Annotated in this window: 15 protein-coding genes; 7 read left to right on the top strand and 8 right to left on the bottom strand. The window is 54.3% G+C overall.

All coding sequences use genetic code 11. The features are described from left to right. The first annotated feature begins 9 nt into the window (after positions 1–9). Positions 10–2,382, top strand: coding sequence for an alpha-glucosidase (gene ygjK / locus E5C26_RS09950; RefSeq protein ID WP_135316147.1), 2,373 nt, complete (start codon positions 10–12; stop codon positions 2,380–2,382). Between the two features lie 49 nt (positions 2,383–2,431). Here the strand turns inward: ygjK and E5C26_RS09945 are convergent, their stop codons facing one another. From E5C26_RS09945 to E5C26_RS09935, 3 genes are all read right to left on the bottom strand, one after another. Continuing rightward, complete coding sequence (locus tag E5C26_RS09945; protein ID WP_135316146.1) at positions 2,432–2,857, bottom strand: universal stress protein; 426 nt, start codon at positions 2,855–2,857, stop codon at positions 2,432–2,434. 157 nt (positions 2,858–3,014) lie between these two features. Further along, entirely contained in the window at positions 3,015–4,412 is a 1,398-nt protein-coding gene (locus tag E5C26_RS09940; RefSeq protein WP_135316145.1) for a cytochrome-c peroxidase, read from the bottom strand. A 334-nt stretch (positions 4,413–4,746) separates the two neighbouring features. Then, complete coding sequence (locus E5C26_RS09935) at positions 4,747–5,265, bottom strand: hypothetical protein (RefSeq protein ID WP_135316144.1); 519 nt, start codon at positions 5,263–5,265, stop codon at positions 4,747–4,749. A 273-nt stretch (positions 5,266–5,538) separates the two neighbouring features. Here E5C26_RS09935 and E5C26_RS09930 point away from each other — a divergent pair, with 273 nt between their 5' ends. The 5 genes from E5C26_RS09930 (at position 5,539) to lhgO (ending at position 11,449) form a co-directional block, all read left to right on the top strand. After that, entirely contained in the window at positions 5,539–6,354 is an 816-nt protein-coding gene (locus E5C26_RS09930) for a MetQ/NlpA family lipoprotein (protein ID WP_135316143.1), read from the top strand. Between the two features lie 193 nt (positions 6,355–6,547). After that, on the top strand, positions 6,548–7,582 hold the full coding sequence (locus E5C26_RS09925) for a TAXI family TRAP transporter solute-binding subunit (RefSeq protein ID WP_135316142.1): 1,035 nt from the start codon (positions 6,548–6,550) through the stop codon (positions 7,580–7,582). Between the two features lie 9 nt (positions 7,583–7,591). Beyond that, positions 7,592–9,550, top strand: a complete 1,959-nt coding sequence (locus E5C26_RS09920; protein WP_135316141.1) for a TRAP transporter permease — start codon at positions 7,592–7,594, stop codon at positions 9,548–9,550. After that, complete coding sequence (locus tag E5C26_RS09915; RefSeq protein WP_135316140.1) at positions 9,540–10,256, top strand: FadR/GntR family transcriptional regulator; 717 nt, start codon at positions 9,540–9,542, stop codon at positions 10,254–10,256. The genes E5C26_RS09920 and E5C26_RS09915 overlap by 11 nt, the downstream gene beginning before the upstream one ends. Before the next feature lie 2 nt (positions 10,257–10,258). Continuing rightward, complete coding sequence (gene lhgO, locus E5C26_RS09910; RefSeq protein ID WP_135316139.1) at positions 10,259–11,449, top strand: L-2-hydroxyglutarate oxidase; 1,191 nt, start codon at positions 10,259–10,261, stop codon at positions 11,447–11,449. A gap of 58 nt (positions 11,450–11,507) precedes the next feature. Here the strand turns inward: lhgO and E5C26_RS09905 are convergent, their stop codons facing one another. The 5 genes from E5C26_RS09905 to E5C26_RS09885 form a co-directional block, all read right to left on the bottom strand. Further along, the gene (locus E5C26_RS09905; protein WP_135316138.1) at positions 11,508–13,601 is read right to left on the bottom strand and encodes a right-handed parallel beta-helix repeat-containing protein; all 2,094 of its coding nucleotides are present in this window, start codon (positions 13,599–13,601) and stop codon (positions 11,508–11,510) included. Positions 13,602–13,747: 146 nt separating this feature from the next. Then, the gene (locus E5C26_RS09900) at positions 13,748–14,665 is read right to left on the bottom strand and encodes a sugar ABC transporter substrate-binding protein (RefSeq protein ID WP_135316137.1); all 918 of its coding nucleotides are present in this window, start codon (positions 14,663–14,665) and stop codon (positions 13,748–13,750) included. Positions 14,666–14,726: 61 nt separating this feature from the next. Further along, positions 14,727–15,755 (bottom strand): ABC transporter permease, encoded by a 1,029-nt coding sequence (locus E5C26_RS09895; RefSeq protein WP_135316136.1) that lies wholly within the window; start codon positions 15,753–15,755, stop codon positions 14,727–14,729. Positions 15,756–15,772: 17 nt separating this feature from the next. Beyond that, positions 15,773–17,257 (bottom strand): sugar ABC transporter ATP-binding protein, encoded by a 1,485-nt coding sequence (locus E5C26_RS09890; protein WP_135316135.1) that lies wholly within the window; start codon positions 17,255–17,257, stop codon positions 15,773–15,775. 77 nt (positions 17,258–17,334) lie between these two features. Next, positions 17,335–18,264 carry a sugar ABC transporter substrate-binding protein gene (locus tag E5C26_RS09885; protein ID WP_135316134.1) on the bottom strand — a complete coding sequence of 310 codons (930 nt, stop codon included), beginning with the start codon at positions 18,262–18,264 and terminating at the stop codon, positions 17,335–17,337. 535 nt (positions 18,265–18,799) lie between these two features. Here E5C26_RS09885 and E5C26_RS09880 point away from each other — a divergent pair. Then, positions 18,800–19,642 (top strand): class I fructose-bisphosphate aldolase, encoded by an 843-nt coding sequence (locus tag E5C26_RS09880; protein ID WP_135316133.1) that lies wholly within the window; start codon positions 18,800–18,802, stop codon positions 19,640–19,642. Positions 19,643–19,675 lie beyond the last annotated feature (33 nt).

Below are 19,675 nucleotides of genomic sequence, written 5' to 3'. Positions count from 1 at the left end.
GCAAACATAATGAATATGATGAATAAACTGCCGCCTCTGGCCGTGGCTATCACTCTGGCACTATCAGGCTGCGCTTCTCATCCGGCGAATGAGAACGCCCTGCGGGCCGACGCCTATAAAAACGTGATCGATCGCAGCGGCGCACCACACTACATGCTCGATTACGATTTTGATGAACACCAGCGTTTTAACCCGTTCTTTGATCTGGGTGCCTGGCATGGCCACTTGCTGCCGGACGGCCCGGAAGGTATCGGCGGCTTCCCCGGCCCGGCACTGCTCACCGAAGAATACATCAATTTTATGGCCGATAACTTTGACCGGCTGAGCCTGTATAAAAACGGCGAGAAAGTAAACTTCAGTATGACGGCCTACAGCATTCCGGGGGCGCTTATCCAGCAACTCAGCGCACCGGGGATCCAGGTCAAACTGACGCTGCGTTTCGCTAGCGCGCGCACCTCGCTGCTGGAAACCCAAATCGTCACCGATACCCCACTGGATCTGGTGTGGGATGGCGCATTGCTGGAGAAATACTACGCCAAAGAACAAAAGCCCCAGTCACCTCAGACCATCGAGCAGGCGTTCCCAGGTTATACGCGGCAGATTTTGCCGACCACGGACGGCCTGCGGGTCACCTTTGGTAAAGTGCGCGCGGCCTCGCAACTGATGACCTCCGGCCAGTCCGAATATCAAATTCATAAGTCGCTGCCGCAGCAAACTACAGTGAACGGCCATCAGTTCACCGCCAAAGCCCATGTTTCTGGCTCGACCACCTTCTACACCACCTACTCTCACCTGCTCACCGCTGCTGAAGTGCAGCAGGAACAGACCAAGATTGCCGCTATCCTTGCCAACCCGCAGCAGTATATGACCGCTTCCGAACAGCGTTGGGAAAACTACCTCAGCAAAGGACTTAGCAACCCACATGCCACCCAGGCACAGGAACGCGTGGCAATGAAGGCGATAGAAACCCTCAATGGCAACTGGCGCGGCGCGGCTGGGGCGATGAAGTTTGACTCGGTAACGCCTTCGGTGACCGGGCGCTGGTTCTCCGGCAACCAGACCTGGCCCTGGGATACCTGGAAACAGGCTTACGCCATGGCGCATTTTAATCCTGACGTCGCCAAGGATAATATCCGCGCGGTGTTCGCCTTCCAAATCCAGCCGGATGACCCCCTGCGCCCCTGGGATGCCGGCTTTATCCCCGATTTGATCGCCTACAACCCCAGCCCGGAGCGCGGCGGTGACGGCAGCAACTGGAATGAACGCAATACCAAACCCAGCCTGGCGGCCTGGGCGGTGATGGAGGTGTATAACACCACCGGCGATAAGCAGTGGCTGGCCGAAATGTACCCTAAATTGGTCGCTTATCACAACTGGTGGCTGCGTAACCGTGACCATAACGGCAACGGCGTACCGGAATATGGCGCGACACGGGATAAGGCGCACAATACGCCGGATGGCCGGATGTTATTCACCGTGAAGCGCGGGCAGCAGGAGAAAACGCTCGCCGGGCTAAACAACTATGATCGGGTGGTCGCTGCCGGGCGCTACGACAGCATCGAAATTCCAGCCCAGGTTGCCGCTTCGTGGGAGTCAGGCCGTGATGATGCCGCCGCCTTTGGTTTTATCGACCCGGATCAACTGGCTCGCTACCTGGCAAAGGGCGGCAAACGCCAGGACTGGCAGGTGAAGTTCGCTGAAAACCGCGCGCCGGACGGCACCTTGCTCGGCTATTCCCTGCTGCAAGAATCGGTGGACCAGGCCAGTTACATGTACAGCGACAATAAATATCTGGCCGAAATGGCCGATATTCTGGGGCACAACGCCGATGCCGCGGCGTTCCGTGACAAAGCCGGTAAACTGGCGGATTACATCAATACCTGCATGTTCGACCAAGCCAGTGGCTTCTTCTATGACATTCGCATTGAAGATAAACCGCTGCCCAACGGCTGTGCCGGCAAGCCTATCGTCGAGCGTGGCAAAGGGCCGGAAGGCTGGTCACCGCTGTTTAATGGTGCCGCCAGCCAGCAACATGCCGATGCAGTGGTGAAGGTGATGAAAGATACCCATGAGTTCAATACCTACGTCCCACTCGGCACGGCCGCGCTCACCAATCCGGCGTTTGGTGCGGATATTTACTGGCGCGGGCGGGTATGGGTAGATCAGTTGTATTTCGGGCTGAAAGGAATGGAAAGTTACGGCTATCGTGCCGATGCTGTCGCCATGGCACAGGCCTTCTTCAACCATGCCGACGGTCTGGTCACCGACGGGCCGATCCGCGAAAACTATAACCCGCTGACCGGTATGCAACAGGGCGCACCGAATTTCTCCTGGAGCGCGGCGCATCTCTACATGCTGTATAACGATTTCTTCACTCAGTAATCTCGCCGTTACCCTGCCAGGCCGTTCAACTGGCAGGGTTGCGCCCCCATCAGGATTTAATCGGGATCACCAGCACGTCAACATTCAACTGGTTAATCGCATGCTGGGTTGAAGAAAACAGCTTGTTCCACAGATCGTGGTGGTGGCCGAAGATCACCAGATCGATGCTTTTATCCACCACCGCATTTTGCAATTGCTCGGTGAAATCACCGCGCCCAATAATCACCTCGCTGATCGGATAATTCACGTTTTGGGTCAGCGGCTCCAGCTCTTTTTTGATCTTGTCTTCAAAAGAACCCCCATCGTAACTCTTCTCCGAGAAACCAATCGCGGCATGATAAGTATCGTAGTAAATATCCACGTAGATCAGGGAAAGTTTAGCCTGCAGCGCAGCGGCCAGGCGCGCGCCTTTTTCCACCAGCCGTTTACCGTCATCACTCAGGTCGGTGGCGATCACAATATGTTGGTAACACATAGCGCCTCCTGTCATCGATTCAGTAGAGACCCCTGCTTCCGCTATAACATTAGCGTTATATCGTTACCCTTAATTTTAGTTCAGAAACGAGGGGGCCGGACGGGGATATCAGGCTGGAATAGCCCCGTTACCGGGGCCAGATGAAAAGAGATTGTTCTTATTGTGCATTCTGCCGATACGGGGTATAGACTCCGTTCAGGCTTTCGAGGAAGGCGACAATATCATCGACATCCTGCTGTGGCAGTTCGTTACCCACCTGATAGCGCAGCATCAGTTTGACCGCCTGATCCAGCGTAGCGACATCACCACGATGAAAATAAGGCGCGGTTTGAGCCACATTGCGCAACCCTGGCACCTTCTGGCGCAGCCTGTCACGCCCTTCGCTGGTGACATTCATACGCCCTATATCTGCTGCGGTGATTTCGCCAAAATTAAAATCACGCTTCAGCCCCAAAGGCTCAAAGGAGCGCCCGCCCAAAATGATCCCGGCATGGCAAGTGGCGCACTTATTGTTCTTAAACAATTGATAGCCACGCTTTTGCTGCATCGTCATGGCATTATCATCACCGCGCAGCCAGTTATCGAATGGGGCATTTGGGGTGATTAAGGTTTTTTCAAATTCGGCAATGGCATCGGTAATATTTTCACCGCTAAACCCTTGTGGATAGACCGCAGCAAAATCGCGAGTCAACAGCGGATCTTTGTCGAGTTTATCGATAATGTCATCCCAGGATTTGGAAGCCATTTCGATCGAATTTAATGGCGGGCCACCCGCCTGGGCCTGTAGCGTCGGCGCTCGACCATCCCAGAATTGTTCGCTATTGAACACCGAGTTAAACACCGTTGGTGCGTTAATCGGCCCCACCGCGCCGCCAACTCCGATGGAGGTTTTTCTTCCATCTACCCCACCTGTATTCAACGAATGACAATGAGCACAGGAAATAGTGTTATCCCCGGAAAGGCGAGGATCGTGATAAAGCCGAAAACCCAATGCCACCTTTCGCCCATCAACCGGCAATGTTTTGGGGATCGGTTGAACGGGCTCATTACGATGTGGCTCTGCGGTATCGGCACTGGCGTAATAACGCGCACGTTGCTGCGCTATCCAGGCAAGTAGAATTTTCCTTTCATCGGGATTGATCTGCCCAGCCCAGTGCAAAGCCACATAGCGGGTGGGTGGCATGGTTTGGTGTTGCATTACCCACTCAATTTTATTCAGGTCGCTTTGCGCCTGCGGCCTATCTTTAATCAGGGCGCTGCGCACGGGTTCCAGATTGAAGGAGGAGTAACCCAGACGAATATCGTATTCCATCAACTGTTTGGCGATGGGAAAAGAGGCGTAGAACGGAAGCGAAGCCGACGGGGTATGGCAATAGTCGCAGCCCTTTTCCCTCAGCAACCCAAGCACCTGATTGTTCTGTTCCACGGTGGAACGCAGTACCGAGCCATTCTGAATACGCTGGGTATCGAGATGCCAGACATAGCCGGCCAAGCCGAAATAAACCAACGCAACAGCTGCAATGGAAATCGCCGCAATACGGGTGACCTTTTTCATTTCACTTTCCTTATGAGACATTGCCGACCGAATAACCGTCGTAAAATAATATTAAACAGGGGGTAGATAATATTTTTGACGGCAATCAATAATTCCCACAGCCATTGCCTATAGCTGTAATAGCATTGGTCTATCAATTAAAGCGTGCAAGCTTCCAGATAAATAACCGATTAGATTAAATCAGCAACAATTAAACCTTCAGACATTCACTGAATTAATGAGTATTTGAATTATTATTGAAAATTAAAACGAGCAGAAGAAAATAAAAATGTTATTTGCACGGCGAGATTACTGCAGGCAGCGCTCGCGTGCAATAGCGAGCGCCACCGGGATATCAACGCACGCGTTGCGCTTCAAACCAAACGTTACATACCGACAGGATCAGCGTGTTGGCGTCTTTGAGTAATACGTTGTCTCCCGGTACGCCGTCGGTGCCCTGATCGGTAATGTCTTTGATCTGCGTATCGGCATGCTGGATCATCACCCGTTCTACCGCTGGTGTGCTGATGCCCAGCATCGGGAAGTCGATATAAGAACTGCTGCCGGAGTTGTCCTCGACAAACTCCTGCGCTTCTACCGTACTGATCGTCGCGCCTTCATTTTTCAACTCGGTGCCATTCCAGCTGAAACCATCGGCCTTGTAACTGATTTTTCCGCCGATCAGGCCTTTGGCCTGTTGCTCGTCCCAGCAACCGACGGTTTGCGTCGGCAAGATCTTGCTGACATGCCAGTTACCCAGCAGCGTTTTAGGAATAGGCTCCACCACCGTATCCGCCGCCTGCACCTGAGTCGCAGCTACGCAAGTCAAAACCACCAATGGCAGCAGCGTCTTGCGCCAGATGTTAAATTGCATTTTCTTTTCCTTTGGCTGTTCGCGCCCCTGTCGGGCTTTGCGCCATCATAATAAGCAGGCGGATCCTGCGTCAAAACAAACTGAATACCAGGGCACAAACAGGGCAAATCCTGCCGTACCGACAACCCCATGCCTTCCCCCTCGTCTGCTCATAGCAAATCGCTATTAATCATAGTTAATCAGTATTTTATTTTATCCAGAGGATTATCTATAGTCACAGCCACTATTGAGCCTGCAATAACCAGCAGGCTATTTTGACAAGGACTCTGGGAAATGACATTTACACTGAAAAAACTCGCCGCCACGCTGGCCGTGACCGGCACCCTGCTGTTGACCGCCTGCGGCCCGACCGCGCAAGACAACCACCACATCAAAGTCGGTATCAGTGCCGGTATCGATCAGTCTTTGTGGGCGGTGGTGCAAAAAGTTGCCAAACAAAAATACGATTTGGATGTGGAAGTGGTGACATTCACTGATTACGTACTGCCCAACGAAGCGCTGAATAACGGCGATCTGGATATCAATGCCTTCCAGCACAAGCCTTATCTGGACAAGCAGATTCAGGAGCGTGGCTACAAACTGGTGGCGGTGGGCAACACCTTTGTTTACCCGATTGCCGGTTACTCGAAAAAGATCTCTTCCCTCAGCCAATTGCCCGACGGCGCACAGGTCGCGGTACCGAACGATCCAACCAACCTTGGCCGTTCACTGCTGCTGTTGCAAAAACAGGGACTGATCGGGCTGAAGGACGGCGTCGGGCTGCTGCCGACCTCATTGGATATCGTCAGCAACCCGAAGAAGTTGAAAATCGTTGAGATTGAGGCACCACAGTTACCGCGTGCGCTGGATGACAAACAAATCGCCCTGGCGATTATCAACACCAACTACTCCAGCCAAATTGGGCTGACACCAGGCAGAGACGGATTGTTTGTCGAAGACAAGCACTCGCCGTATGTCAATATTTTCGCCAGTCGGGTGGATAACCAAAACAACGCGAACGTGAAAAACCTGGTCAAGGCCTACCAGACCGATGAGGTCGCCGCCAGCGCCGCTGAAATCTACAAGGGCGACGCGGTTAAAGGCTGGTAATTCGTGCTTCACCCCGTGGCAACCGTCACGGGGTTCTTCCCTCCGCTCTTCATGCCCCCTCGATATTTTCGCTCGCTTTTCACCCACTCAGATCACAAATCAAGCAATGCACGCTAGGTGAAAAAAGCTGCAATGTTGTATACAAGTTTGCGTAAATGTTTTCTATTTGTTTCAAAAACCTTTGGTGAAAATAATGAAAAATAGAAAAATCAAACTGTTACTTGCTGTAGCTGCAATGGTTGCTGTCGTTGCATTAGCCATCGCCGGTAAGGTGGAAAATGCCAACAAAACTTTCCTCTCGGTGGCTACCGCCTCCACCGGCGGAACCTACTACCCGATGGGCGTTGGACTGGCTAACGTCTGGAGCAACCGGCTGAAACAAGAGGGTATCCAGGTCAGTGGGCAATCGTCCGCCGGATCGATCGAAAATATCGACCTGCTGCAAAAGAACGAGGCGCAACTGGCGATCCTGCAAAGCCTGATCGCCGTCGAAGCCTATGAAGGCGTCCGTAATTTTGAAGGCCGTGCCTACAGCCACCTGCGTTCGATCTCCATGTTGTGGCCCAACGTAGAGCACTTTGTGATGCTGGAAAATAAGGTGAAAGACGGCACGCTGAACGATATCGCCGGTACCCGCTTCTCGGTGGGGCCGCAGGCCAGCGGCACCGAACAGTCGACGCTGATTATTTTGCAGGGGGTTAACCTGAGCAAGAAATCACTGACGGCGGAATACCTGGGCTACGGCGATACCGTTTCCGCCATGCGCGACGGTCGGCTCGACGGCGGTGCCTTGCCCGCCGGGGTGCCGGCAGCGGCAGTTACCGATATGTATGCCAGCGGCATACCCTCTCGCATTCTCGATGTCACCGATGAACAACTGGCCAGTATCAACGCCATTGCCAACTCCTGGTTCCGTTTTGATATCAAGGCCGACACCTATCCACGGCAGAGCAAAGCGGTCGCCACCATCGCCCAACCCAATATTCTGGTGGCGCTCAATAACCTGGATGAAAAACTGGTGTATGACCTGACCAAAACGATGTTTGAAAACCTGCCGGAAGTGCATCAGGTACACAGTGCCGCCAAATACATCTCCCTGGAGAACGCGCTGAAAGGCGTTTCGGTGCCGCTGCACATCGGCGCCTACAAGTATTATCTGGAGGCCGGCGTCAACGTGCCCGATTATCTGATCCCACCGGAAGCGGCAACGCTGACCGCCAAGCGCTAAGGAGGCCGTATGAGTACCAATAACCTGTCACCGCAAGCTGCCGTCGATCTGGATAAGGAAGCCGGAGCCGGTAGTCGCCCATTGAGCGGCATTTATTTACAGTTGGCCACCGTGCTGGCGATCGCGATTTCCGTCTATGCCATTTACGCCAACGCGCTGTCGAATACTCAGGAGTTTTATCGTAATACCACCTTCCTCAGCGGTATCTTGATCCTGGGCTTTATTTTATTTCCATTTTCACGCCGTTACGCCACCAGCAAGTTCAACCGCTGGGACTACCTGTTTATCATCCTGACGCTGGTCAGCTACGGCTATTTCTACGCCAGCTATCTGGACCTGCACGTGGTGCGCAAGAGCATTCCCAATACCACCGACTACGTGATGGCGGTGATTGGCATCGGCGTGCTGTTTGAGGCCGCACGCCGCACCACCGGTTATTTCATTCCCGGTCTGGCGACCTTCGCGATGGTTTATGCCCTGTTCGGGCAATACTTTATGGGTATCTTCGGCCACGGCGGCTTTTCGTTCGAGCGCCTGCTGTACCGGCTGTTTATGACCAGCGAAGGGATCTTCGGCATCACTCTTTCCACCGCGTCCACCGCCATCGTGGTGTTTATCCTGTTTGGCGCATTTCTCAGCGTCAGCGGCGCCACCGCGCTGTTTAACGATCTGGCACTGGCTATCGCCGGTCGCCGTCGTGGTGGCCCGGCGCAGGTCGCGGTGATCTCTTCGGCGCTGACCGGCTCCCTGAGCGGCAGTGCGGTGGCCAACGTTGCCACCACCGGCACCTTTACCATTCCGCTGATGAAAAGTATCGGCCTGTCGGCACGCTTTGCCGGTGCGGTCGAAGCCACTGCCTCCACCGGCGGGATGATCATGCCGCCGATTATGGGTGCGGCAGCCTTTATCATGGCCGGTTTCCTTGGCATTTCTTACACCACCATCGTGATGGCCGCCATTATCCCGGCCCTGCTGTATTACGCGGCGCTGATTATCGCCATCGATCTGGAGGCCAAAAAACAGGGTCTGAAAGGCATCAGCAAAGAAAACATCCCCAAAGTGAAGGCGGTGCTAAAAGCGCGTGGGCTGCTGTTGCTGCCGCTGATCATTGTTATCGGTACCCTGCTGCTGGGTAAAACGCCGATCTACGCCGGGTTCCTCGGCATTATTTCGATCATCGTCGCCAGTTGGTTAGCCCCAGATACTTCGGTGCGCATGACGCCGAAGAAAATCGCCGAGGCACTGAATGAAGCCGCACGCGGTTCTATCCAGGTCACGGTAGCCTGCGCCGCCATCGGGGTGATCATCTGCGTGGTGACCATGACCGGCATTGGCTCAACGCTGGCCTTCAATATTGTCGCCATGACCAACAACACCCTGTGGATGATCCTGCTGGTGGTGATGCTGGTGTGTATCGTGCTGAGCATGGGCCTGCCCTCGACCGCGCTGTATATCGTGGTGGCCGTCACCGTTTCACCGATTCTGATCAAGGCCGGCGTGATGCCACTGGCGGCACACTTCTTCGTGTTCTGGTTCGGTGCCCTGTCCAACATCACCCCGCCGGTCGCGTTGGCCAGCTACACCGCCGCCAGCATAGCCCGCGCCGATCCGATGCAAACCTCCTGGGACGCGGTACGGCTGGCACTGCCGGGCTTTATCATCCCGTTTATTCTGGTCTACAACCCGATGCTGTTGATGCAGGGTGACGACCTCAACACACTGTCGGTGATCCATATGGTGATCAGCGCGCTGGTCGGCATTTATGCCCTGTCAATCGCCAGCGCCAATTTCTGGATGATGAAAACCCACTGGCTGGAGCGCGTGTTATTTACCCTGGCGGCAATCCTGCTGATTAAACCGGGCCTGCTGACCGATCTGGCAGGCGCCGCCTTGATCATCAGCGCGGCAACGGTACATCTATTACGCTTCAGGCGGAGTACTGCGCAGGGGGCGCTGAATGGTCAATAAAGTTACCCGCCAGAAGGCATCGCATCAGGTACTGGCGCAGTTAAAAGCCGGTATCAACGATGGCACCTTTCCGGTCGGGGAGAAATTGCCGTCGGAAAACACGCTGGCGGAAGCCTTTGGCGTCAGTCGGGTGCCGGTACGTGAGGCACTCGGCATACTTGAAGTCAGCGGGATTATCTCTTCGCGTCAGGGTGGCGGACACCGGGTGGAACAACACTCACTGCTTAGCCAATACCAGCCGTTGGTAATGGAAATTGCTGCCCCCAACGAAGTGGAGGCATTGCTGGAAATGCGCGAGGTGATTGAGCAACAGGCGGCCTGTATGGCCGCCGAACGCCACACCACCGAGGATTTGCTGGCGATTGAGCAGGCGTTTAATGATTTCAAACGCTGTACTCTTGATGACGGCCTGATTGGCCACCGGCAGGATTACCTGTTCCACCGGGCCATCATGCAGGCCTCGCACAACCCGTTTTTCGTGCAAATTCTCGATAACATGCACGAGCTGTATCTGGGCGTGCTGGTGTATTCACTCAGCAAAAATCTGGGGCGGCAGGCCGAACGCCAGCGGGTGACTGACGAGCACGAACAGGTGTTTCTGGCCATCAAAGCCCGCGACCCGGCGGCTGCCACGGCCGCCATGCAAAATCATCTCAGCAACGTTCGCGGCAAATTGCGCCGCCTGGATCATGAGGAGTTAGGATAACCATGCATGACGTGATCATTATCGGCGCCGGTCTGGTGGGCCTTGGCATCGCCAATGCACTGCAGGAGAGCAACCCGGCGCTGCGCATCCTGATACTGGAAAAAGAGAGTGGCCCGGCGGCGCATCAAAGCGGCCATAACAGCAACGTAGTCCATTCCGGTATTTACTACGCTCCCGGCAGCCTGAAGGCGCGGCTGGCGAAACTGGGCAACCAAAGCATGTTCGCCTTTTGCCGCGAACACGACCTCTACCACGACCAGTGCGGCAAAGTGATTGTGGCGACCCAGTTGAAGGAACTGGCGCTACTGGAAAATATCTATCAGCGCGGGCTGCAAAATGGGCTGGCCGTCAACCGCTTGTCGCAGGCACAACTCAGGGAGCGCGAGCCGCACGTCAATGGGCTGGAGGCGTTGCTGGTGCCGGACGCCGGTATCGTCAATTACAGCCAGGTGGCGGCAAAGCTGGCAGAGATTATTGAGCAACGCGGCGCTGAGATCCATTACGGACAGCAGGTCGAGGGCATCAGCGAAAGCAGCGATGTCGTCAGCATTCGCACGCAGCACACGCAGTATCAGGCCAAATGGTTGGTTAACTGCGCCGGTCTGTTCAGTGACCGCATCGCCGCCCTGGCCGGCTATCAGACCGGCATGAAGATCGTGCCGTTCCGTGGGGAATATTACGTACTGAACGACGATAAAAACTATTTGGTGAATCACCTGGTCTACCCGGTGCCCAACCCGAACTTTCCGTTCCTCGGCGTGCATTTTACTCGCATGTATAACGGCAAGCGCGACGTCGGCCCCAATGCGGTGCTGGCCTTCAAACGTGAAGGCTACCGCAAATGTGATTTCAGTCTGCGGGATCTGGGCGAGGTACTGGCTTATCGCGGGTTCTGGAAAATTGCCGGCAATTATTTGGGAGAAGGATTGGCAGAAGTCCGGCGTTCCCTGTCGCGGCAGTGCTTTACCGAAAATGCGCGCCAACTGATCCCCGAGCTGCAACCGGAAGATATTCAGCCCGGCCCGGCCGGCGTCCGCGCTCAGGCACTAACCGCCGACGGCAAGCTGGTGGACGACTTCCATTTTGTGAAGGGCCGCCGCTCGTTGCACGTTTGCAACGCGCCCTCCCCGGCGGCAACCGCCTCGCTGGAGATTGGCCGTGAGATTGTGCGGCAGCATCTTTCTGCGCTGTGAGGGCAATAATTTTTTACCAGGCGGAGGAAAAATGGCGCTGCATGCAGCGCCTGATAGTTTAAGTTCCGCTATTGCAACGCGTGGTTAACTGTAGCGCTGGCAGGGTTATCGTACCTGCCGTCGGGTTAGTCAGCGTAAAGGTCACCGTACCGGCCTCAGTGACACACACCGAACTTTTCACTCGCTTTGGATTCTGGTTGAACTTAACCCCGTTAGCGACAAATGTCGGCAACACCGCCGCCAATTGTGCGTCAATATCCAGGCTCGCCCCCGGCGCCAGCGTTACATCCTGAGACGTTGACTTAACGATTAAATCGACAAAGTCGCCGCTCACCCACTCGGGGTTACCCCCCCCTATTACACAGCTATATTTACGCGCCTCCCCCGGCACAGCCCTAAAGTTATATACCTCGTCCCCTGCCCGAGCATCGATGTCTGTCGGCATTTGGCTGTCATAACGGAATTCCCGGCGACCATAGGCGCAAGCATCCATCTGGATCCGACGAATACTGGTGGCACCAATTTCAAACTTGGTTACCGGCACAAAGGCAGTATCAAACACGTTTTTGCCGATAACTGTGTTTGGGCCATAGTCAGTACCAATAAAATACAATCCGGCAAAAGAAGACTTAAGTTGCACAATGTTATCGGCAAACACAAAGCTACCGGGGTTCGACAGGCGAATATGGCCCTGATTGGTGTCCGTGACTCGGTTACCGACAAAACTGCCGCCGGTGCCTAGTTTGATGTAATTACTGCCGGAACCGGAGCTAGTGAACGTAGAACCCTCGAAAAAGTTACCGCTGGTCACGCAATCACTCGCGGAAAGCCCGATCTTGCAGTTCAATACCCGGTTGCCGGTAATGGTCGCACGGGTGGCGGAAATGCCAGGGTACTCGGCCGCTGGGCTGGTACCACAGGTATCCACCTGGTTGTTGGCTATCAACGCAGACTCAACATTAATCTCACCCAGCGTAGTGAAACTGATGCCGTTTTGGACTGTGTTGCGCACCGTATTACCTACACATTTACTACGCCTGATCGGATTCTTTTGCGGGTTATTACTCAGCTCGCTGTCGACAATAATGCCAAAACGATCGATAACGTCGACAAAGTTATCCGCCACCTCCCAGTCCTCAATATTGGTGAAAGCAATACCGTAGGAGAGGTTGGTGAGCGAATTACCCTGTACCAGCAAATTTTGGAAGAAGGTCGTTGACCCACCATTTTCATCGTTGAGGGTAATCCCACCACCACGGTGGCCTTGGGCAGTATTTGGTGAACCAATAGCATCGTACAAACGGTTATTGAGGATTTTGCCGTCAAAACTGGGGGTTGAAGAGGTTTTCAACAAAATCCCATCACCATTATGGTGATAGATTTCGTTGTCCCGCAGTACCCAGCGGCGACTGCCACGCACTGCAATGCCCTCTTCACCCAGTTCATGGCACTTATTGCGATAAACTTCAAAGCTTTCCGACTGCCTGATACTGATGGCATCCGTGTGCATAAACAAATCGAGATCGTGCAAACGGAAACGCTGCCCACCATCAATAAATAACGCGGTAGCCTGCTTAGACCACAGACGTGTCGGATCACTGCCCTTGCGGCTGATTGTCAGGCCGCTGAACACAAAATCGGTTTTATTAACAAACTGCACTATCGTCAGCGTCGACTTATCACTGTCCAGATAGAGTTGTCCACCGCCACTAATGATACTGAAGCCAGGTACATCAAGCGGAGCAAAGGGGGTGTCGGCATCAATATCCGCCAGACGATAACGACCTTCGAGCACCATTTTTTGCGGTGTCTGTGCGGTAGCGATAGCACCCGCGTAACGGAAGAGATTTTTAAGCGCCGGGTAATCGTTAGCAATACCATCGCCCACTGCGCCGAACATCTCCGGATTTAATACAGAATCCGCATCCAGTACCCGCATCCAGCAATAGGGTGAACTGGCAGGCTGAGAAACATAGACATGTCCATCAATAGCAACCCCGCTGGCAGAGATTGACACGAAGGTCCCGCCCCCCAGCGTACTGCGAATTTGTTTACTTAATCGCGAAGCATCAAAGGCGGTCACCGTCATCAGGGTGCCGGTAGGGGCCGTTTGCTGAGCCAGAGCAGCAATATCTATGCAGGTATCGGTCATGGTACATCTCCTCGTAACGGCATGATTGCCGCCAGGAAACTGTATATAAACACAGTCAGCCATAAAACCTGCCAGCCGATGGCACAACAAAAAACCAAAAAAAAGCGCTGCCTAAGCAGCGCCATTACTAAGCGGGAAAACCCTGGCTATTTCGCCGCGTACTTTTGCATATTGGCCGGGGTCACCAGTTCAAACGGGATCCAGTGGTAAGGATCCAGCTTTTCGCCTTTGATCATCCGCTGCGCCACGTCAACCGAAGCTTTGCCCTGACCCACCGCGTCCTGGAATACCGTCACCTGCATCTTGCCGGAAGATAACGCCTTCAGGCCGTCCGGCGTGGCGTCGATGCCGCCGACCAGCACCTTGCTGCCCTGCTTGCCGGCCTGCTGCAGCGCCATGATCGCACCAATCGCCATTTCGTCGTTATTGGCGGCGACGATATCGATAGACTCACCGTTGGTGATCCAATTCATCATCAAATCCATCCCCTCGCTACGCGAGTAGTTGGCGCTCTGTTTCTGTACCACCTTCATTTTCGGGTACTTCGCCACCACCTGTTCCACATCCTTGGTGCGTTGCAGCGCACCGGCATCGGTCAGGTTACCGATCATCACCGCCACGTTGCCCTGATAGTTGGCCAGCCGCGCCAGCTCTTCCATCTGCAAGGTGCCGGACTGCTTCTCGTCGGAGCCGACAAACACCACGCCAGGGGGCAGTTGGCTGTCGCCCGGCGTGCGGTTCACATACACCAGCGGAATGCCCGCTTTAGTCACCATTTTGGTGATGGCAGGCGTCCCCGCCGAGTTGACCGGATCGACAATAATCGCATCCACCCCGGCGCTGATAAAGTTTTGCACCTGATCGGTCTGGCGACCTACATCGCCGCGTGCGTCTTCGAACTGCACGCTGATGCCGCGCGCCTTGGCTTCCTTGTCGATCGAATGGCGAATGATGGTCAGGAAGTTTTGGTCAAAATAGGCCATCGATACGCCGATGGTTTCCGCCAGCACCGAAGTGGAACAGCCGAGCGCCGCGACCAGCACGATTCTTTTTAAATATTTCATGATGATTCCCCAGGGTAAAAAAAACCGCCGGGCAAAATGCACCGGCGGAAATTCACGGCAATCAATGTTTTTTACGGTTACGGTGCATGTCGATAGACACAGCGGCGACGATGATCACGCCTTTGATGATGTCCTGAATATAGGAGTCCACACCAATAAAGGTGAAGCCGCTTTTAATCAGCCCAAGGATCACCGCGCCGATCAGCGTGCCGGTAATGCGCCCAACGCCGCCCATCAGGCTGCTGCCGCCGATAACCGCTGCGGCGATGGCGTCCAGTTCGTAAGACATCCCCATGCTCGACTGGCCGCTGCTGACGCGCGCCGCCAGAACCACGCCCGCCAGACCAGCCAGGCCACCGGCAATGGTATAGACCGTCACCAGGTATTTATTGACGTTAATCCCGGATACCCTGGCCGACGTCATGTTGCCGCCGATAGCGTAGATGTATTTACCGTAACGGGTGTGCTTGAGCGCAATATGGAAGATCACCGCAACCACCAGGAAGATGATCACCGGCATCGCGCCCTGGCCGATAGAGGTAAAGCCGTCGGACAGGAAGCTGACCGGGTTACCCTGGGTGTAGTACTGCGCCAGACCGCGAGCCGACACCATCATGCCCAGCGTGGCGATAAAAGGTGGGATACCGGTGCGGGTAATCAGGAAGCCGTTGATGAAGCCACAGATAATGCCCACTCCGATCCCGGCGCCGATAGGGATCGCCGCCGGCAGGTCGAGCAACGCCGGGTACATCGGTGAAATGCTGTCCGAGGTTTGCGCCAGGCTGGCCGCCACCACCGCAGTTAAGGCAATCAGCGAGCCGGAGGAAAGGTCGATACCGGTGGTGATAATAACCTGGGTCACACCCACCGCGATGATGCCGATAATCGCCACCTGCAACACAATCAGCAACAGGCGGTTGGGGTTCATCAGGAATGACTGGTCGCGGATGTACCAGCCAAGAATTTCAAACACCAGCGCAATACCGACCATCACGATGAAGATGCCGGTATCTTTCGGCATTTTGCCACTCAGGCCAGCGAACAGCGGCGCTTTACCCGTAAGTGGCTTCTCGATTTTTACATTACTCATGGGGATTCACCTTTGCGTTATTCAGAGGCCAGCGCCAGGATTTTTTCCTGATTCGCTTCTTCTTTATCCAAAATGCCGGTAATACGACCGCCGTGCATCACCATCACCCGGTCGCTCATGCCAAGGATTTCCGGTAACTCCGATGACACCAAAATAATGGCGACACCACGGTTCGCCAGTTCGCTGATCAGGCGGTAGATTTCCGCCTTGGCGCCCACATCGATGCCGCGCGTTGGCTCATCGAGGATCAGTATTTTCGGCTGGGCCAGCAGCCAGCGGGCGATCAGTACCTTCTGCTGATTGCCGCCGCTCAGGTTATTGATGATTTGATCCATCGTCGGGGTCTTGATGTTGAGCTTTTTGATCTGATCCATGCAGTCTTTGGCCATTTGCACATGGCTGACAAAACCATTCTTGCCGATGTATTCCGACAGGTTGACGATGCTCATGTTCTCGACCACCGACAGCACCAAAAACAGTCCGGATTTTTTGCGATCTTCGGTCAGGAACGCCAGCCCGAGTTCAATCGCCCTGGAAGGGGAGTCGACCTTTGCCGCCTTGCCCTCAATAATGATGCTGCCGCCGTCCGCCGGGTGCATGCCGAACAGGCTTTCCATCACCTCACTGCGGCCGGCGCCCACCAGCCCGGCGACGCCGAGGATCTCGCCGCGTTTGACGCTGAACGAAATATCGTGGAACCAGTCGGCACGTTGCAGTCCTTCGACACGCAGCACTTCCTCGCCGATATTATTGTTGAATTTGGGGAACATCTGGGTCAGTTCGCGCCCGACCATCATGGTGATCAGCGATTGTTTGGTCAGGTTTTCGGTCTTGTCGCAGGCGATGAAGGTACCGTCGCGGAAAATACTGACTTCATCGGTAATGGCAAAAATCTCGTCCATCTTGTGGCTGATATAAATAATGCCTTTGCCCTGATCACGCAGTTCGCGAATGATGGCAAACAAGTGCGCGACTTCACTTTCAGTGAGCGCCGACGTGGGCTCGTCCATGATCAGCACGTCCGCGTTGTAGGAAACTGCCTTGGCAATCTCCACCATTTGCTGGCTGGCGATACTCAGTTCGCCAACCAGTTTCTCTGGTTTGAGTTTAATGTTCAGTCGCGCCAGCAATTCGGCAGTCTGCTTGTTCAATTGGTCATGATTGACAAAGCCCAGCTTTGCCGGCTCACGGCCCAGCCAGATGTTTTCCGCCACCGTCATATAAGGCACCAGGTTGAGTTCCTGGTGGATCATGGAAATACCCGAATGCAGCGCCTGCAGCGTATCGCTGAAGGTCACCGGCTGGCCTTTTATTTTAATGGTGCCTTCATCGGGGTGATAAATGCCGATTAAACATTTCATCAGCGTGGATTTACCCGCGCCGTTTTCTCCCATTAGTGCGTGTACGCTGCCTGGTTTGATTTTAATTGAGACTTTATCCAGCGCCTTCACGCCGGGAAACTGCTTACTGATGCCTTCAGCCTCAAGAACATAAGGATACATGCTGATAACCTCCGCCGTTCGTCAATGCATCCCTGCCCGGTATATGCGGCAGGGATATAACTGCGCTGCCTTAACGCTTATTTTCTGTTCTTGTCGGCAAATTCCTGATAGTTGGCCTTGGTGATCAGTTGGTACGGGATCAGCACGTTGCTTTCCACCTTCTCGCCTTTCACCAGTTGAATGGCCGTTTGCACCGCACCTTCCCCCTGCCCCTTGGCATCCTGGAACACGCTCAGCGCCAAATCGCCCTTCTTGATGAACTCCAGTGCGTCCGGTGTGCCGTCAACGCCGGCCACCAATACCCCGCTTTTCTTCGCCTGCTTCAGCGCCAGGATGGCACCAATCGCCATTTCGTCGTTGTTGGAGGCAATGGCATCAATCTTCTGGCCGGTCAGCACCCAGTCGGTGGTGATGTCGACGGCCTCTTTACGGCCCCACTTGGCAGTTTGCTTGTCGAGGATTTTGATGTCGGGATACTTGGCCGCCACCTCTTCCACGCCGCGGGTACGGTCGCGGGTCGCTTCATTGGACAGTTCGCCCATCAGGATCATCACATTGCCCTTGCCGTTCATCAGCTTGGCCAACTCTTCCATCTGCAGCTTCCCGGCCAGTTTGGAGTCGGAACCTACATAGGCCATGCCCTCAGGAAACTTGACTTCCGGGCGACGGTTGACGAACACCAGTGGGATTTTGGCGTTTTCCGCCAGTTTGATCATCGGCTTCACGCCCTGGGTATCGACCGGGTTGAGGATGATGGCGTCGACGCCCTGGCTGACAAAGTTCTCGACCTGTTGGATCTGCTGGGCGATATCCCCTTTCGCATCTTCAAACTGACCGCTGACATTGCCGTCCTGTTTCATTTTGTTCTGCATTGACTGGCGTAGGATGGTGAGAAAATTGTCATCAAAATAAGCCATGGATACGCCGATTTTGATGTCTTTTGCCAACACGCTGGCCGGCAACATGCACATCAATACCGAGGTGACGATCAGTTTCTTCAGCTTCATGTTCTGTACCCTTTAATCGTTAGAGTGAAGAGGCCTGTTGATTTGACAGCTAATGAAAAATATTTTTTACATTCAAACAACAATCCGTTCGGTGTTATCCCTTTGATACGGCAGATTTATCGCTTTATTCCCGTATTCAGATGCGGTGTAAAACTTTGATCAATGTCTCAAAATAGAACAAAAACAACATCTTGAAATAAACCCTTTGCCAACTGATTTATGTTATCAGGTCGTTATCAAATGTTTATTTCAAAATTGAGATTATTGAAACTTTTTAACTCAAACAAGCGAAACATGCGTTTTGGAATGGCCAAGTAACAAAAACATGACACGGATCTAACAAATGGCGCAAAAGCCAGCAGCCTGCTCGTGGTTCAAGTGTGACAGACCGCGATAAGGGGCCTGCCGCGATGAAAAATGGCTCTGCGCTTTCTCACCAAATGTGCGAGCGAGCACGCAGTTTGCAGATCCGCTGTTTCATCCCCGGCGTTACTCGACAATACTGAATGGACGTGTATTTTCAGGAGGATCAGACATGCAGCTCAGCAGTAAGGTACGGATGAACCGGCTGTTTAATAACGGCAAATGCCTCGACGTGGCGATTGATCACGGGATTGCCAATGAACCGGATTTTTTAATTGGCCTGGAAGATATCGAACGGGTAATGGACAGCCTGATCGTCGCCCGCCCTGATGCCATTCAGGTCAACTACGGTCAGGCGGATTTATTGCAACGTGCCACCCAGCGCGATAAACCGGCACTAGTGATGCGTACCGACGTCGGCAACGCTTATAACGCTGCACGCCATCGTGAAATGTGGGCGGTATTGCATAACCCGGAAGCACCGATCCTCGCGGCGTTGCAGATGGATGCGGCGGCAGTGGTGGTTAACCTGTACCTGATCCCCGATGAGCCGGGTATTTTCCGTCAATGCGTCGAGAATATTGGCCGCCTGCGCCATGCCTGCGATCGCTACGCCATGCCGCTGATGATCGAACCGCTGGTGATGGCTCCGGCCGGCCAGGGCTCCGCCTATGGCTCGCTCGGCGACGTAGAAAAAATGGTGCCCCTGGTGCGTCTGGCGCGTGAATTAGGTGCCGATATCATCAAGGCCGACCCCACCGAGCGGGTGGAGGACTTCCATCGCGTTGTGGAGGCGGCACGTTGCCCGACGCTGGTGCGCGGCGGCGGTAAAGGTGAACTGGGCGCGGTGCTGGAAAAGTCTGCCGCGCTGATGGCGCAGGGTGCATCCGGCATGGTGTATGGCCGTAATGTCTATCAACACAGCAACCCCTCTAAAGTGGTCAGCGCGTTAATGGCCATCATCCATCAGGGTGCCAGCGGCCAGCAGGGGCTGGAAATCTACCATCAACCCTGACAACCGCTTTTGTAATTAAAATAATCCCCCTCC

Source organism: Serratia proteamaculans (genome assembly GCF_004684015.1).
Lineage (GTDB): Bacteria > Pseudomonadota > Gammaproteobacteria > Enterobacterales > Enterobacteriaceae > Serratia > Serratia proteamaculans_F.
The sequence above is the reverse complement of the archived record's forward strand: the minus strand, read 5'-3'. Positions and strand labels throughout refer to the sequence as shown.

Excerpts from the sequence above, each read along its gene's own strand:
- E5C26_RS09890 (WP_135316135.1), bottom strand. The coding sequence starts at position 17,257 with ATGTATCCTTATGTTCTTGAGGCTGAAGGCATCAGTAAGCAGTTTCCC.
- E5C26_RS09880 (WP_135316133.1), top strand. The coding sequence starts at position 18,800 with ATGCAGCTCAGCAGTAAGGTACGGATGAACCGGCTGTTTAATAACGGC.
- E5C26_RS09940 (WP_135316145.1), bottom strand. The coding sequence starts at position 4,412 with ATGAAAAAGGTCACCCGTATTGCGGCGATTTCCATTGCAGCTGTTGCG.
- E5C26_RS09945 (WP_135316146.1), bottom strand. The coding sequence starts at position 2,857 with ATGTGTTACCAACATATTGTGATCGCCACCGACCTGAGTGATGACGGT.
- E5C26_RS09920 (WP_135316141.1), top strand. The coding sequence starts at position 7,592 with ATGAGTACCAATAACCTGTCACCGCAAGCTGCCGTCGATCTGGATAAG.
- ygjK (WP_135316147.1), top strand. The coding sequence starts at position 10 with ATGAATATGATGAATAAACTGCCGCCTCTGGCCGTGGCTATCACTCTG.
- E5C26_RS09925 (WP_135316142.1), top strand. The coding sequence starts at position 6,548 with ATGAAAAATAGAAAAATCAAACTGTTACTTGCTGTAGCTGCAATGGTT.
- E5C26_RS09935 (WP_135316144.1), bottom strand. The coding sequence starts at position 5,265 with ATGCAATTTAACATCTGGCGCAAGACGCTGCTGCCATTGGTGGTTTTG.
- E5C26_RS09930 (WP_135316143.1), top strand. The coding sequence starts at position 5,539 with ATGACATTTACACTGAAAAAACTCGCCGCCACGCTGGCCGTGACCGGC.
- E5C26_RS09885 (WP_135316134.1), bottom strand. The coding sequence starts at position 18,264 with ATGAAGCTGAAGAAACTGATCGTCACCTCGGTATTGATGTGCATGTTG.
- E5C26_RS09915 (WP_135316140.1), top strand. The coding sequence starts at position 9,540 with ATGGTCAATAAAGTTACCCGCCAGAAGGCATCGCATCAGGTACTGGCG.
- E5C26_RS09900 (WP_135316137.1), bottom strand. The coding sequence starts at position 14,665 with ATGAAATATTTAAAAAGAATCGTGCTGGTCGCGGCGCTCGGCTGTTCC.
- E5C26_RS09895 (WP_135316136.1), bottom strand. The coding sequence starts at position 15,755 with ATGAGTAATGTAAAAATCGAGAAGCCACTTACGGGTAAAGCGCCGCTG.
- E5C26_RS09905 (WP_135316138.1), bottom strand. The coding sequence starts at position 13,601 with ATGACCGATACCTGCATAGATATTGCTGCTCTGGCTCAGCAAACGGCC.
- lhgO (WP_135316139.1), top strand. The coding sequence starts at position 10,259 with ATGCATGACGTGATCATTATCGGCGCCGGTCTGGTGGGCCTTGGCATC.